This window comes from Pseudomonas chlororaphis subsp. piscium (genome assembly GCF_003850345.1).
Lineage (GTDB): Bacteria > Pseudomonadota > Gammaproteobacteria > Pseudomonadales > Pseudomonadaceae > Aquipseudomonas > Aquipseudomonas piscium.
Genome location: NZ_CP027707.1, coordinates 1268976 through 1283813 on the forward strand (window position 1 = coordinate 1268976; position 14838 = coordinate 1283813).

Consider the following 14838-nt stretch of genomic DNA (forward strand, 5'->3'; position numbering starts at 1 on the left):
CGAAGGCTGCGATCGCCCCGCAGGGGCGCGGCGATCCTGGGGGGGCAGAAGGTTCTGCGGACCTTGCGCAGCCTGCGGCAGCGGCTACAGGGTTATCGTCCGCCCATGATCGCGATGTAGTCCTGAGTCCAGCGGCTGTACGGCACGAACTTGCCGCCCTCGGCCTGCGGAGTTTTCCAGAAGGCGATCTTGTCGAACTGGTCGAAGCCGTTGGTCTTGCAGCCCTCGGCGCCCAGCAGCTCGCTTTCCTTGCAGGCCGCCGGCACCGCTGGCAGCGAGCCGAACCAGGCGGCGACGTCGCCCTGGACTTTCGGTGTGAGCGACCAGTCCATCCACTTGTAGGCGCAGTTGGGGTGCTTGGCCTCGCTGTGCAGCATGGTGGTATCGGCCCAGCCAGTGGCCCCTTCCTTGGGAATGGTCGAGGCGATCGGCTGTTTCTCGTTGATCAGGCCGTTGACCTGATACGGCCAGGAGCTGGCGGCGACCACGCCTTCGTTCTTGAAGTCGCTCATCTGTACCGTGGTGTCGTGCCAGTAGCGGTGGATCAGCGGCTGCTGGGCGCGCAGCAACTCGAGCACCGCCTTGTACTGGGCTTCGGTGAGTTCGTAGGGGTTCTGGATCCCCAGTTCCGGTTTCGTGCTCTTGAGGTACAGCGCGGCGTCGGCGATGTAGATCGGCCCGTCATAGGCCTGCACGCGGCCCTTGTTGGGCTTGCCGTCCGGCAGGTTCTGCGCGTCGAACAGCACGCTCCAGCTGGTCGGTGCCTGCTTGAAGACCTTGGTGTTGTACATCAGCACGTTCGGGCCCCACTGGTAGGGGGTGCCGTAGGTCTGCTTGTTGACCACGTACCAGGGCGCGTCCTTGAGGCGTGGGTCGAGGTTTTTCCAGTTGGGAATCAGCGCGGTGTTGATCGGCTGCACGCGCTTGCCGACGATCAGTCGCAGGGAGGCGTCGCCGGACGCGGTGACCAGGTCGTAGCCGCCCTTGGCCATCAGGCTGACCATCTCATCGGAGGTGCCCGCGGTCTTGACGTTGACCTTGCAACCGGTCTCCTTCTCGAAGCCGGTGACCCAGTCGTAGTTCTTGTCGCTTTCGCCACGTTCGATGTAGCCGGGCCAGGCCACGATATCCAGCTGACCTTCGCCGGCACCGACGGCCTTGAGCGGTTCGGCGGCCTGGAGGCTGGCGCTGGCCAGCAGGGCGGTGGTGATTGCACTGAGCAGTGCGGTCTTGTGCACGAACATGGGAAAACCCTCTTTTTCAAATTATGGTCGGGGCAGTTGTGAACACGGTGGAACGCGCCGTGATGGCTTGTTATTAGCTTAGGCGCTGTACGAAAAGTGGCTGGCGCCGGCTTTGCGTACAGCGCCTTGTGCGTTATTTCAGGTCATTGCCGTGGCGCGCCATGATGTGCCGCACCACGCTGTAGTCCTGCAGCGAATCGCTGGACAGGTCCTTGCCGTAGCCGGAGCGCTTCAAGCCGCCGTGGGGCATTTCGCTGGCCAGCATGAAATGGCTGTTGATCCAGGTGCAGCCGTATTGCAGGCGGGCCGCCACCTGCATGGCCTTGTCCAGGCTCTGGGTCCAGACCGACGAGGCCAGGCCGTATTCCGAGTCGTTGGCCCAGTCCACTGCCTGCGCCAGTTCGTCAAAGCGAGTGACGGTGACCACCGGGCCGAACACTTCGCGCTGGACGATTTCATCGTTTTGCCGGCAGCCGGCCAGCAGGGTCGGCTGGTAATAGAAGCCGGCGCCCGAATGCACCGCGGCGCCGGTCACCCGTTCGATGTGCGGCTGGCCCAAGGCGCGTTCGACGAAACTGGCCACGCGGTCGCGCTGGCGGGGGCTGATCAGCGGGCCGATCTCGTTGTCGGCATCGCGCTTGCCGGCGAACCGCAGGCTGCTGACGGCGGCGCCCAGCTCGGCCACCAGACGATCGTGGATCCCGGCCTGGGCGTAGATCCGGCAAGCCGCGGTGCAGTCCTGCCCGGCGTTGTAATAGCCGTAGTTGCGCACGCCTTCGACCACGGCCTGCAGATCGGCATCGTTGCAGACGATCACCGGGGCCTTGCCGCCCAGTTCCAGGTGCGTGCGTTTCAAGGTTTTCGAGGCGGCCTGGAGGATCTTCTGCCCGGTGACGATATCGCCGGTCAGCGACACCATGCGCACTTTGGGGTGGCTGACCAGGTGGCTGCCCACGCCTTCGCCACCGCCGCAGACAATGTTCAGCACACCGTGCGGCAGCAGTTCGGCCAGGGTTGGCGCCAGGGCCAGGATCGACAGTGGGGTGTGCTCCGACGGCTTGAATACCAGGGTGTTGCCGGCGGCCAGGGCCGGGGCGATCTTCCAGGCGGCCATCATGATCGGGTAGTTCCATGGCGCGATGGACGCCACCACGCCAATGGGGTCGCGCCGCACCATGCTGGTGTAGCCCGGCAGGTACTCGCCGGCCAGCTGGCCGGTCTGGCAGCGCACGGCGCCGGCAAAAAAACGGAACACGTCGACGGTGGCGCCGAGATCATCCTGGCGCGCCAGGTGCAGCGGTTTGCCGCAATTCAGCGATTCCAGGCGAGCCAGGTGGTCGGCCTGCTTTTCCACGGCATCGGCAATCGCCAGGAGGATGTTCGAGCGTTGCTGAGGCGTGGTTCGCGACCAGTCGGCAAAGGCGCGATGGGCGGCGAGGATCGCGCCTTCCACCTGTTCGGTGCTGGCTTCGGCGATCTGGGTCAGTACTTCGCCGGTGGCCGGGTTGAGGATCGGCTCGACAAGACCCTGGCCGGCGACCAATTCGCCATCGATCAACAAAGCGGTGGACAACGGAGTCTGCGCGCCAGCCATTTTCCGGGTTCTCTTTTCTTGTATGGCCATGGTGCTCCCCAGTGACGGAGGGCCGGCCCTCTCTGGACGGATGATCAGAGACTAGTGGCGGGGCCTGTGCTCGACAAATACTAAATACTGAATGCGGCGTTCGATTAAATAGATGGCTTGCGCCCGCCGTGGGGCTGTTCGCGGGCCACGGTCAGGAACGGGTCCACCAGCGCCGGGCGCGCCGTGCCGCGACGCCAGGCCAGGCCGACGTCGAGGGTCTGGCTGAGGTCGGCGATGGGCCGGGCTTCGATGATGTCGCCTTCCAGCGACCAGGGGCGATAGGTCATGTCCGGCTGGATCGACACCCCGAGCCCGGCCGCCACCAGGCTGCGCACCGCTTCGGTGGAGGCGGTGCGCAAGGTGACGCGCGGTTGTAGGCCGGCGCCGGACCACAGGCGCTGGGCATTGCGGTCCATTTCATCGACGTTGAGCTGGATCAGCGGCTCGCGGGCGACATCCGCCAGGTTGATGCTGTCGTGTTCCAGCAACGGGTGCTGGGCGGGCAGCCACAGGCGGTGGGGGGAGTGAGTCAGCACTTCGGTCTGCAGGGCGTGGCGGTCCTCGAGGTTGGAGAGGATCAGCACCCCGACGTCGATCTCGCCGCTGACCAGCAAGTGTTCGATGTACGGGCGTTCATCTTCCATCACGCGGATTTCCACATTGGGGTAGGCGCGCTGGAAACGTGTGAGCAAGTCCGCCAGGTAGTAACCGGCGACCAGGCTGGTCACGCCGACGATCAATTGGCCGGCCACCTGGTCGGTGCTCTGCTGCAGGCTGCGCTTGGCGTTGTCCACCGTGGCCAGGATCAGGTGCGCCTGGCGCAGGAACTGGTGGCCCTGGTGGGTCAGGGTCATGCCCTTGGCATGGCGGTTGAACAGGCTGACGCCGATTTCCTGTTCGAGCTGCTGGATCGCCAGGGTCAGGGTCGACTGGGAAATGAACACGGCCTGGGCGGCGGACGAAATCGAGCCGGTCTCGGCCACGGCGATGAAGTGACGGATCTGGCGCAAGGTCATCATGGGCAATCACCGGTTAGGCGGTTTTGTCGATTTTTTCGAGTGTATATCTTTTTAATCGAAGGACCGCCCGGGCGTATGGCCGGCCCCGGCGAAGCAACATCTGGAAGCACACTCGAGCCCAGGATCGGGGCACTTCGATCTAGGCTGATGGCCTTATTGATTCGATCAACTCAAGTTGCTGGAGGTTTGGATGAACACCCGTGGATTGCTCGATCAATTGCTCAAGTCTGGCCAGGAACTGTTGCAGAACAAGGCCGGGGCGCAGCAGAACAAGGCATCCGGCGCCGACAAGGGCGCGCTGGGCGGGTTACTGGGCGGTGGCTCCGGGGCTCTGGGTAGCCTGCTGTCCGGCGCCGGAGGCGGCGCGCTGGCAGCCGGCGCCATGGGCTTGCTGCTGGGCAATAAAAAGGCCCGCAAGTTCGGCGGCAAGGCGCTGACCTATGGCGGCCTGGCGGCGTTGGGCGTGATCGCCTACAAGGCCTACGGCAACTGGCAGGCGCAGCAGGCCGGTGCGCCGAAAGGCGAGCCGCAGACCCTCGACCGCCTGCCCGCGCAGCAGGTCGAGCAACACAGCCAGGCGATCCTCAAGGCGCTGGTGGCCGCGGCCAAGGCCGATGGCCATATCGATGAGCGCGAGCGCGCCCTGATCGAAGGCGAGTTCACCAGGCTGGACAACGACCAGGAGCTGCAACACTGGTTGCACGCCGAACTCAACAAACCCCTGGACCCGGCGGATGTGGCGCGGGCCGCCGGCACGCCGGAAATGGCCGCGGAAATGTACGTCGCCAGCGTGATGCTGGTGGATGAGGAAAACTTCATGGAGAAGGCGTATCTGGATGAGCTGTCGCGTCAGCTCAAGCTGGAACCGGGGTTGAAACTCGAACTGGAAAAGCAGGTTCGCCAGGCCAGTTTTTGACGCCAATCGGGCGTGCGCTGGAGAAAGCTCCGCACGCCCTTTCTGATGGCTGAAATGCCCTCTGCTTGTGCCGGATCGTCACTGGCGGCGCTCGAGTCATCTGGCGGAAAGTAGCCCTCCAGAGCGGCCCCTGCCTTTCGCTCTGAGTGAGACGTGGTGCGCAATACGCTGATAAATGATGGCACGCCCTCGGCTATACTCCCCACCATTTGAATGGCCCCGAGGACTGACTGTGAAGAACTGGACGTTGCGCCAACGCATTTTGGCGAGCTTTGCGGTGATTATCACCATCATGCTGCTGATGGTCATAGCCTCGTACTCCCGCTTGTTGAAGATCGAGGCCGGCGAAGACCGCATGCGCTCCGATGCCATTCCCGGGGTCTATTTCAGTTCGATGATTCGTGGTTCGTGGGTCGACAGTTTCCTGCACACCCAGGAAATCATCGGCCTCAACGAAGGCAAGGGCGTCAGTGCCAAGGATGAGGCCGATTTCAAGAGCTTCGAGCAACGCCTGCAGAAACACATGGCCAGCTACAAGGACACGCTTCGCGGTGGTAGCGACCTGCAGGAGTTCGAAGAGTTTGAAAAACACCATCAGGAATTTCTCAAGATCCAGGCTACGGTCCTGGATCTGCATCGGCGTAATCAGGAAGCCGAGGCTGTCCGCGTGTTCCATGACCAGTTGACGCCCACCTGGATCGCCGGTCGGATGAAACTCAACGACATCATCGACGAGAACAAAGGGGTCGCCGATTCGGCCGCCTTGCAGATCGACGATGCGGTGGCCGCGGCCAAAGTCACCATGGGCGTTTCCCTACTGGTGGCGGTGCTGGCGGCGGGCCTGTGCGGCCTGCTGCTGATGCGCGCGATCATGGCGCCGATGAACCGTATCGTGAAGATCCTCGACGTCATGCGCACGGGCGATCTGACCAGCCGCCTGAACCTGGAGCGCAAGGACGAATTCGGTGCAGTGGAAACCGGCTTCAACGACATGATGACCGAGCTCAACTCCCTGGTGTCCCAGGCGCAGCGCTCTTCGGTCCAGGTCACCACCTCGGTCACCGAGATCGCCGCCACCTCCAAGCAGCAACAGGCGACCGCCACCGAGACCGCGGCGACCACCACCGAAATCGGCGCGACTTCCCGGGAGATCGCGGCCACTTCGCGCGATCTGGTACGCACCATGACCGAAGTCTCCACCGCCGCCGACCAGGCGTCGGTATTGGCCGGTTCCGGCCAGCAAGGCCTGGCGCGGATGGAAGAAACCATGCATTCGGTGATGGGTGCGGCCGACCTGGTCAACGCCAAGCTGGCGATCCTCAATGAGAAGGCCGGTAACATCAACCAGGTGGTGGTGACCATCGTCAAGGTCGCCGACCAGACCAACCTGCTGTCGCTCAACGCCGCGATCGAAGCCGAGAAAGCCGGCGAGTACGGTCGCGGCTTTTCCGTGGTGGCCACTGAAGTGCGGCGCCTGGCGGACCAGACCGCGGTCGCTACCTACGACATCGAGCAAATGGTCCGGGAGATCCAGTCGGCGGTTTCGGCGGGGGTCATGGGCATGGACAAGTTCTCCGAAGAAGTGCGCCGCGGCATGGCCGAGGTGCAGCAGGTCGGCGAGCAGCTGTCGCAGATCATCCATCAGGTCCAGGCCCTGGCGCCGCGGGTGTTGATGGTCAACGAAGGCATGCAGGCCCAGGCCACCGGTGCCGAGCAGATCAACCACGCCCTGGTGCAACTGGGCGACGCCAGCAGCCAGACCGTCGAGTCGCTGCGCCAGGCCAGTTTCGCCATCGATGAACTGAGCCAGGTGGCGGTGGGGCTGCGTAGCGGCGTCTCGCGTTTCAAAGTCTGATGAACGAGCTCGCAGCGAAAAGCGGCGCAGGGACGGCGGCCAAAGACGCGCTGTTCCTGGTGTTCCGCATCGGCACCGAACGTTACGCCTTGCAGGCCGTCGAGGTGGTCGAGGTATTGCCGCGCCTGCAGCTCAAGCCGATTCCCCAGGCGCCGTCCTGGGTCGCCGGGGTCTTTGCCCATCGCGGTACGGTGGTGCCGGTGCTCGACCTGAGTGCCCTGACCTTTGGCGAGCCGGCGCAGGAGCGCACCAGCACCCGCCTGGTGCTGGTGCACTACCGCCCGCAGGCGGCAGAGCCTGCGCGGTTGCTGGGGCTGATCCTCGAGCAGGCCACCGATACCCTGCGTTGCAACCCGCAGGACTTCAAGGCCTACGGCCTGGATAACCGCAGTGCGCCGTACCTGGGGCCGGTCTATGAAGACGCCCAGGGCCTGCTGCAATGGGTGCGGGTCGACGACCTGCTGGATGCCGAGGTGCGCGCGCTGCTGTTTCCTTCTCCGCCACTGGACCTGGCGCTGCTCGGGGAGTCGTCATGAGCAGCGACCAGCGATTTTTCGATTTTCTCAAGGAGCGCATCGGCCTCGATGTGGCCTCGGTGGGGCCGGCGATCATCGAGCGCGCGGTGCGCCAGCGCAGCATCGCCCAGCAGGCGCCCAGCACCGACCATTACTGGCAGACCCTGCAAGGCTCGCGGGATGAACAGCAGGCCCTGATCGAGGCGGTGATCGTTCCGGAGACCTGGTTTTTCCGTTACCCGGAGTCCTTCGCGACCCTGGCCAAACTCGCCCTCTCGCGCCTTGCCGAACTCAAGGGCATGCGCGCATTGCGCATCCTCAGCCTGCCGTGCTCCACCGGCGAAGAGCCGTACTCGATTGCCATGGCGCTGTTCGATGCCGGGCTCGCGCCCCATCAATTCAAGGTCGATGGCTTCGATGTCAGCCCGCTGTCGGTCGAGCGGGCCAGGCAGGCGGTGTACGGCAAGAACTCCTTTCGCGGCCAGCACAGCGATTTTCGCGAGCGGCATTTCACCGCCGAGGATGAGCGCTACAGCCTCAGCGAGCGGGTGCGCGAGCAGGTGCGCCTGCAGGTCGGCAACCTGCTGGACCCGACCTTGCTGGCCAATGAGCCGCCCTACGATTTTGTCTTCTGTCGCAACCTGCTGATCTATTTCGATCAGCCGACCCAGCGCCAGGTGTGCGAAGTGCTCAAGCGCCTGACTCACGTTGAAGGCGTGCTGTTCATCGGCCCGGCCGAAGGCAGCCTGCTGGGCCGCCTGGGCATGCGCTCGATCGGCATTGCCCAGTCCTTTGCCTTCAGCCGGCATACCGAACCTGAGCCCGAGCCCGCACCGGTCTTCGTACCGAGCACATTGCCGGTGCGCCAACCGGTGCGCAGCATCGCGCCGCCTGTGCGCAGCCGGCCGTTTGCCAGTGCGGCGCCGAGCCCAAGTCCTGCGCCGACCAGGCCGGCCAACGACGCCACGACCCTGCTGGCCAGCATCGCGGCCCTGGCCAACGAAGGCAAAAGCGCCGAGGCCCGGGTGGCGTGCGAGCATTATCTGGACACCCACGAACCGGTGGCGCAGGTGTTCTATTGGCTGGGGCTGCTCAGCGATGTGGCGGGCAGCGCCCTGGAAGCCCAGGGTTTCTATCGCAAGGCCCTGTACCTGGACCCGCAGCACGCCGAGGCGCTGGTGCACCTGGCTGCTTTACTGGCCTCCCAGGGAGACGTGGCCGGGGCCCGTCGATTGCAGGAGCGTGCGGCCCGCAGCGGCCGTGCAGCAGACAGTGAGCGTAAATCATGAGCGGCTCTGTTTCGTTGAACGTGACCCATGAAGATGCGCAGGCCATCGACGACTGCTGGAACCGCATCGGTATCCATGGCGACAAGAGTTGCCCGTTGCTGGCCGGGCATGTGCATTGCCGCAACTGCTCGGTGTATTCCGCCGCGGCCACCCGTCTGCTCGACCGCTATGCGTTGCAGCAGGAGCGCCATGAGCAATCGGTCGAGGCCGATACGGATGTCGTCACCCGTTCGTTACTGATGTTTCGCCTGGGCGAGGAATGGTTGGGCATTGCCACCCGCTGCCTGGTGGAAGTGGCGCCGCTGCAGCCGATCCATTCCTTGCCGCACCAGCGCTCGCGGGCCTTGCTGGGCGTGGCGAATGTGCGTGGCGCGCTGGTGGCGTGCCTGTCGTTGGTGGAACTGCTGGGGCTGGACGCTACCGGCACGGTCGCCCCGGGTGCGCGGGTCATTCCGCGAATGTTGATCATCGCCGCCCAGGGCGGCCCGGTGGTGGTGCCGGTGGACGAGGTGGAGGGCATCCATGCCATCGACGAGCGCACCCTGAATGCCGCCGCGGTTTCCGGCCAGCAGGCCAGTGCCAAGTACACCCGTGGCGTCCTGCAATGGAAGGGCCGCAGCCTGCGTTGGCTGGATGAAGAGCAGTTGTTGTCCGCCGTGACCCGGAGCCTGACATGACCCCCGATCAAATGCGCGACGCCTCGCTGCTCGAACTCTTCAGCCTGGAAGCCGAAGCCCAGACCCAGGTGCTCAGTGCCGGCCTGCTGGCGCTGGAGCGCAATCCGACCCAGGCCGACCAGTTGGAAGCCTGCATGCGCGCCGCTCACTCGCTCAAGGGCGCGGCGCGGATCGTCGGGGTCGACGCCGGGGTCAGCGTGGCCCACGTAATGGAAGATTGCCTGGTCAGCGCCCAGGAAGGGCGGCTGTACCTGCGTCCCGAACATATCGATGCGCTGTTGCAGGGCACCGATTTGTTGATGCGCATCGCCACGCCGGGCAGCAGCCAGGTGGGTGAGCAGGACATTGCTGGCTACGTGGCGCTCATGGAGCAGTTGATCGGCTCGCCGGGCGCGGCGGCGGGCGTTGGCCTGCCCAGGGTCGAGCCGAGCCTGCCGCCCATGGCCGAGCTGCAGCTGCAAGCTCCGCGGGTCGAGCCCGAACCGCAGGTCCCGCCGTTCGAGCTGCCGCTGGAGCCCCTGCAGGAGACGCCGCTAGAGGCATCCGTGGCGACTCCGCAGAAGGGTAAGAAGCTCGCCGAGGGTGGTGAACGGGTATTGCGGGTCACGGCCGAACGCCTGAACAGCCTGCTGGATCTGTCGAGCAAGTCGCTGGTGGAAACCCAGCGCCTGAAGCCTTACCTGGCGGCCCTGCAGCGCCTCAAGCGCATGCAGAGCAACGGGCTGCGAGCATTGGAAAACCTCAATGGGCATCTCAAGGAGCAGGTGCTGGGCCTGGAGGCCCTCGAAGCCCTGGAAGATGCGCGGCGCCTGCTGGCGGAGTCCCAGCAGTTGCTGATCGAGAAAACCGCCGAGCTGGATGAGTTCGGCTGGCAGGCCAGCCAGCGTGCCCAGGTGCTCTACGACACCGCGTTGGCCTGTCGCATGCGGCCGTTCGCCGATGTGCTGGTGGGCCAGGTGCGGATGGTCCGCGACCTGGGGCGCAGCCTGGGCAAGCAGGTGCGCCTGGAAGTCGAGGGCGAGAAGACCCAGGTCGATCGCGACGTGCTGGAAAAACTCGAAGCGCCACTGACCCACCTGTTGCGCAATGCAGTCGATCACGGCATCGAAACGCCCGAGCAGCGGCTGCTGGCGGGCAAGCCGGCCGAGGGCCTGATTCGCCTGCGCGCTTCGCACCAGGCCGGTCTGCTGGTGCTGGAACTCAGCGACGACGGCAACGGCGTCGACCTGGAGCGGGTGCGCCAGAGCATCGTCGAGCGCCAGCTGTCCCCGGCCGAGACCGCTGCCCAGTTGAGCGAAGAAGAACTGTTGACCTTCCTGTTCCTGCCGGGCTTCAGCCTGCGGGACAAGGTCACCGAGGTCTCCGGGCGCGGGGTCGGCCTGGACGCGGTGCAGCACATGGTGCGCCAGCTACGCGGCGCGGTGCAGCTGGAGCAGGTGGCGGGGCAGGGCAGTCGTTTCCACCTCGAAGTGCCGCTGACCCTGTCGGTGGTGCGCAGCCTGGTGGTGGAGGTCGGCGAAGAGGCCTACGCCTTCCCGCTGGCGCATATCGAACGCATGTGCGACCTGGAGCCCGACGATATTGTCCAGTTGGAAGGGCGCCAGCATTTCTGGCACGAAGGCCGCCATGTCGGCCTGGTCGCGGCCAGCCAGTTGCTGCAACGCCCGGCGGGGCAGAACAATGAATCCACACTCAAGGTGGTGGTGATTCGCGAGCGCGACGCGGTCTATGGCGTGGCGGTCGAGCGTTTCATCGGCGAGCGGACCCTGGTGGTGCTGCCGCTGGACGATCGCCTGGGCAAGGTCCAGGACATTTCCGCCGGGGCCTTGCTCGATGATGGCTCCGTGGTGCTGATCGTCGATGTCGAGGACATGCTGCGTTCGGTGGACAAGCTGCTCAATACCGGCCGCCTGGAGCGCATCGCCCGCCACAACCGCCATCAGGCCGAGACGGCGCGCAAGCGCATCCTGGTGGTCGACGACTCGCTCACCGTGCGTGAGCTGCAACGCAAGCTTTTGCTCAACCGTGGTTATGACGTAGCGGTCGCCGTCGACGGCATGGATGGCTGGAACGCCCTGCGTTCGGAAGACTTCGACCTGCTGATCACCGACATCGATATGCCCCGAATGGATGGGATTGAATTGGTCACACTCCTGCGCCGTGACAATCGCCTGCAGTCGTTGCCGGTGATGGTGGTTTCCTACAAGGATCGCGAAGAGGACCGGCGCCGTGGACTGGATGCCGGAGCCGACTATTATCTAGCCAAAGCCAGTTTCCATGATGACGCCCTGCTGGATGCGGTGGTGGAGCTGATTGGAGGAGCGCGGGCATGAAAATCGCGATCGTCAATGACATGCCCATGGCCGTGGAGGCCCTGCGCCGGGCCCTGGCCTTCGAGCCCGCGCACGAAGTGGTGTGGGTCGCGACCAATGGCGCCGAGGCGGTCGAGTACTGCGCGAAGCTGACGCCCGACCTGATCCTGATGGACCTGATCATGCCGGTGATGGACGGCGTGGAAGCGACCCGCCGGATCATGGCCGAAACCCCTTGCGCCATCGTGATCGTCACGGTGGACCGCCAGCAGAACGTGCATCGGGTGTTCGAGGCCATGGGCCATGGCGCGCTGGACGTGGTCGACACACCGGCCCTGGGTGCCGGCAATGCGCAGGAAGCGGCGGCGCCCTTATTGCGCAAGATCCTCAACATCGGCTGGCTGATCGGCCAGCAGCGCGGCAGCCACGTGCGTTCGGCGCCGGTGCCGATGCGCACCATGGCGCAACGCCAGGGCCTGGTGGCGATCGGTTCGTCCGCCGGTGGCCCGGCGGCGCTGGAAGTGCTGCTCAAGGGGTTGCCTGCCGATTTTCCGGCCGCCATCGTGCTGGTGCAGCACGTCGACCAGGTGTTTGCCGCGGGTATGGCTGAGTGGCTCAGCAGTGCTTCCGGGCTGAAGGTGCGCCTGGCCCGCGAAGGCGAGCCACCGCAGAGCGGTACGGTGCTGCTGGCCGGGACCAACCACCATATCCGGCTGTTGAAGAACGGCGCCCTGGCCTACACCGCCGAGCCGGTAAACGAGATCTATCGGCCATCGATCGATGTGTTTTTTGAAAGCGTCGCCAGTTACTGGAATGGCGATGCGGTCGGCGTACTGCTGACCGGCATGGGCCGCGACGGCGCCCAGGGCCTGAAACTGATGCGCGACCAAGGTTATCTGACCATCGCTCAGGACCAGAATAGTAGTGCGGTGTATGGCATGCCCAAGGCGGCCGCTGCCATCGACGCTGCCACAGAGATTCGCCCACTGGACAAGATCGCTCCACGATTGCTGGAGATATTTGCCAAATGACCGACAAACGCAGCTGTCCTGGCCAGGTAGCAACTCAGGTGACAACCCATGAATGATTTACAGCTCGACGATTTTAAAACCGATGAAAATGCTGCGATGGTGCTGCTGGTCGACGACCAGGCAATGATCGGTGAGGCTGTGCGGCGTGGGTTGGCGAATGAAGAAAACATCGACTTCCACTTTTGTGCCGACCCGCACCAGGCCATTGCCCAGGCGATCCGCATCAAGCCGACGGTGATCCTGCAGGACCTGGTGATGCCGGGCCTGGACGGGTTGACGCTGGTGCGCGAGTACCGCAACCACCCGGCTACCCAGAACATTCCGATCATCGTGCTTTCGACCAAGGAAGACCCGCTGATCAAGAGTGCGGCCTTCGCGGCCGGGGCCAACGATTACCTGGTCAAGCTGCCGGACAACATCGAGCTGGTGGCGCGCATTCGCTACCATTCGCGCTCCTACATGACCCTGTTGCAGCGGGATGCGGCCTATCGCGCGCTGCGGGTCAGCCAGCAGCAGCTGCTCGATACCAACCTGGTACTGCAGCGCCTGATGAACTCCGATGGCCTGACCGGCCTGTCCAACCGCCGGCATTTCGACGAGTACCTGGAGCTGGAGTGGCGCCGGGCAATGCGTGACCAGACCCAGTTGTCGCTGCTGATGATCGATGTCGATTACTTCAAGTCCTACAACGACAATTTCGGTCATCTGGAAGGCGATGAAGCCCTGCGCAAGGTGGCGACGGCGATCCGCGAGGCCAGCAGCCGACCGTCGGATTTACCGGCGCGTTATGGCGGGGAGGAGTTCGCCCTGGTACTGCCGAACACCTCGCCCGGCGGGGCGCGGCTGGTGGCCGAGAAACTGCGCCAGACCGTGGCCGCCCTGAAGATTCCGCATATCGCGCCGACCGAAGGGGCCAGCCTGACCATCAGCATCGGCCTGTCCACCATGACGCCGCAGCCGAGCACCAGTTGCCGGCAATTGATCTCGGCCGCCGACAAAGGCCTGTATCTGGCCAAGCACAATGGTCGCAATCAGGTGGGGATCGAGTGAAAAAAACCACCACCGCGGGGGCCTAAAGCCGCCAGGCGGGCTGCCGCGCCAGCTTGATTACGTTATACTCGCCGGCTTTCAAAAGTTCGCCAACGAGTGCTGCCTGCCATGGAAATCAACCCGATCCTTAACACTATCAAGGACCTGTCCGAGCGCTCCGAAACTATTCGGGGGTATCTTTGACTACGATCAAAAGCATGAGCGTCTGACCGAAGTCAATCGCGAGCTTGAAGATCCGAACGTCTGGAACAAACCTGAATACGCCCAGGAACTGGGCCGCGAACGTGCTGCGCTGGCGCAGATCGTCGAGACCCTGGACGAGTTGTCCGGTGGCCTGGCCGATTGCCGCGATCTGCTGGACATGGCCGTCGAAGAGAACGATGAAGGCACAGTGGGCGATGTGGTCGCCGAACTGACCCGTCTCGACGAAGCCCTGGCCAAGCTGGAATTCCGTCGCATGTTCAGCGGCGAGATGGACATGAACAACGCCTACCTGGACATCCAGGCCGGCTCCGGCGGCACCGAAGCCCAGGACTGGGCCAACATCCTGCTGCGCATGTACCTGCGCTGGGCCTCCAAGCGTGGCTTCGACGCCACCATCATGGAGCTGTCCGAAGGCGAAGTCGCCGGCATCAAGGGCGCCACCGTGCACATCAAGGGCGAGTACGCCTTTGGCTGGCTGCGCACCGAGATCGGCGTGCACCGCCTGGTGCGCAAGAGCCCGTTCGACTCCGGCGCCCGCCGCCACACCTCGTTCTCGGCCGTGTTCGTGTCGCCCGAGATCGACGACAAGGTGGAAATCGAGATCAACCCGGCCGACCTGCGGATCGACACCTACCGTTCCTCCGGTGCCGGTGGTCAGCACGTAAACACCACCGACTCGGCTGTACGTATCACCCACGTACCGACCAACACCGTGGTCAGCTGCCAGAACGAACGATCCCAGCACGCCAACAAGGACACCGCCATGAAGATGCTGCGGGCCCGGTTGTACGAGCAGGAGATCCAGAAGCGCAACGCCGCTTCCCAGGCGCTGGAGGACAGCAAGTCCGACATCGGCTGGGGTCACCAGATCCGCTCCTACGTGCTCGATGCCTCGCGGATCAAGGATCTGCGTACCAACATCGAACGCAGTGACTGCGACAAGGTGCTCGACGGCGACATCGACGAATACCTGGTGGCCAGCCTGAAATCGGGGCTGTAAGCCGCGACACCCATGCCGCGGGCACGGCGCGCTTCTGTAGGAGCGAGGCTGGCCCGCGATCCCTTGCCACAGGCAAGGGGCAACGAACCTGTGATGGAAATT

At 64.4% G+C, this 14838-nt stretch carries 12 protein-coding genes; 9 read left to right on the forward strand and 3 right to left on the reverse strand.

Annotation, left to right across the window (positions count from 1 at the left end; genetic code table 11):
• Positions 1-92: 92 nt before the first annotated feature.
• From ydcS to C4K38_RS05730, 3 genes are all read right to left on the reverse strand, one after another.
• Complete coding sequence (gene ydcS, locus C4K38_RS05720; protein WP_053277605.1) at positions 93-1244, reverse strand: putative ABC transporter substrate-binding protein YdcS; 1152 nt, start codon at positions 1242-1244, stop codon at positions 93-95.
• A gap of 133 nt (positions 1245-1377) precedes the next feature.
• Positions 1378-2868 (reverse strand): gamma-aminobutyraldehyde dehydrogenase, encoded by a 1491-nt coding sequence (locus C4K38_RS05725; protein WP_081001435.1) that lies wholly within the window; start codon positions 2866-2868, stop codon positions 1378-1380.
• Positions 2869-2972: 104 nt separating this feature from the next.
• Entirely contained in the window at positions 2973-3887 is a 915-nt protein-coding gene (locus tag C4K38_RS05730; RefSeq protein WP_053277607.1) for a LysR family transcriptional regulator, read from the reverse strand.
• Between the two features lie 190 nt (positions 3888-4077).
• Here C4K38_RS05730 and C4K38_RS05735 point away from each other — a divergent pair, with 190 nt between their 5' ends.
• The 9 genes from C4K38_RS05735 (at position 4078) to prfB (ending at position 14736) form a co-directional block, all read left to right on the forward strand.
• Positions 4078-4803, forward strand: a complete 726-nt coding sequence (locus C4K38_RS05735) for a tellurite resistance TerB family protein (RefSeq protein WP_053277608.1) — start codon at positions 4078-4080, stop codon at positions 4801-4803.
• 232 nt (positions 4804-5035) lie between these two features.
• Positions 5036-6658: a methyl-accepting chemotaxis protein gene (locus tag C4K38_RS05740; RefSeq protein WP_053277609.1), complete on the forward strand. Its 1623-nt coding sequence runs from the start codon at positions 5036-5038 to the stop codon at positions 6656-6658.
• Positions 6658-7194 carry a chemotaxis protein CheW gene (locus tag C4K38_RS05745; RefSeq protein WP_053277610.1) on the forward strand — a complete coding sequence of 179 codons (537 nt, stop codon included), beginning with the start codon at positions 6658-6660 and terminating at the stop codon, positions 7192-7194. Before C4K38_RS05740 ends, C4K38_RS05745 begins: the two co-directional genes overlap by 1 nt.
• Entirely contained in the window at positions 7191-8462 is a 1272-nt protein-coding gene (locus tag C4K38_RS05750) for a CheR family methyltransferase (RefSeq protein ID WP_053277611.1), read from the forward strand. The genes C4K38_RS05745 and C4K38_RS05750 overlap by 4 nt, the downstream gene beginning before the upstream one ends.
• Complete coding sequence (locus tag C4K38_RS05755; RefSeq protein ID WP_053277612.1) at positions 8459-9139, forward strand: chemotaxis protein CheW; 681 nt, start codon at positions 8459-8461, stop codon at positions 9137-9139. The genes C4K38_RS05750 and C4K38_RS05755 overlap by 4 nt, the downstream gene beginning before the upstream one ends.
• Positions 9136-11472, forward strand: a complete 2337-nt coding sequence (locus C4K38_RS05760; RefSeq protein WP_053277613.1) for a hybrid sensor histidine kinase/response regulator — start codon at positions 9136-9138, stop codon at positions 11470-11472. The genes C4K38_RS05755 and C4K38_RS05760 overlap by 4 nt, the downstream gene beginning before the upstream one ends.
• Entirely contained in the window at positions 11469-12482 is a 1014-nt protein-coding gene (gene cheB, locus C4K38_RS05765) for a chemotaxis response regulator protein-glutamate methylesterase (RefSeq protein ID WP_053277614.1), read from the forward strand. The genes C4K38_RS05760 and cheB overlap by 4 nt, the downstream gene beginning before the upstream one ends.
• Before the next feature lie 48 nt (positions 12483-12530).
• Positions 12531-13532 carry a response regulator gene (locus C4K38_RS05770; RefSeq protein ID WP_007927977.1) on the forward strand — a complete coding sequence of 334 codons (1002 nt, stop codon included), beginning with the start codon at positions 12531-12533 and terminating at the stop codon, positions 13530-13532.
• Positions 13533-13640: 108 nt separating this feature from the next.
• Positions 13641-14736 (forward strand): peptide chain release factor 2 gene (gene prfB / locus C4K38_RS05775; protein ID WP_097305473.1). Its coding sequence is split into 2 segments (ribosomal slippage): positions 13641-13712 and positions 13714-14736, totalling 1095 coding nucleotides; the frame shifts between segments, so codons are not numbered across the junction.
• The last annotated feature ends 102 nt before the right edge of the window (positions 14737-14838 follow it).

Coding starts and splice junctions, on each gene's coding strand:
- ydcS (WP_053277605.1), bottom strand. CDS start 1,244: ATGTTCGTGCACAAGACCGCACTGCTCAGTGCAATCACCACCGCCCTG.
- C4K38_RS05725 (WP_081001435.1), bottom strand. CDS start 2,868: ATGGCCATACAAGAAAAGAGAACCCGGAAAATGGCTGGCGCGCAGACT.
- C4K38_RS05730 (WP_053277607.1), bottom strand. CDS start 3,887: ATGATGACCTTGCGCCAGATCCGTCACTTCATCGCCGTGGCCGAGACC.
- C4K38_RS05735 (WP_053277608.1), top strand. CDS start 4,078: ATGAACACCCGTGGATTGCTCGATCAATTGCTCAAGTCTGGCCAGGAA.
- C4K38_RS05745 (WP_053277610.1), top strand. CDS start 6,658: ATGAACGAGCTCGCAGCGAAAAGCGGCGCAGGGACGGCGGCCAAAGAC.
- C4K38_RS05750 (WP_053277611.1), top strand. CDS start 7,191: ATGAGCAGCGACCAGCGATTTTTCGATTTTCTCAAGGAGCGCATCGGC.
- C4K38_RS05755 (WP_053277612.1), top strand. CDS start 8,459: ATGAGCGGCTCTGTTTCGTTGAACGTGACCCATGAAGATGCGCAGGCC.
- C4K38_RS05760 (WP_053277613.1), top strand. CDS start 9,136: ATGACCCCCGATCAAATGCGCGACGCCTCGCTGCTCGAACTCTTCAGC.
- cheB (WP_053277614.1), top strand. CDS start 11,469: ATGAAAATCGCGATCGTCAATGACATGCCCATGGCCGTGGAGGCCCTG.
- C4K38_RS05770 (WP_007927977.1), top strand. CDS start 12,531: ATGAATGATTTACAGCTCGACGATTTTAAAACCGATGAAAATGCTGCG.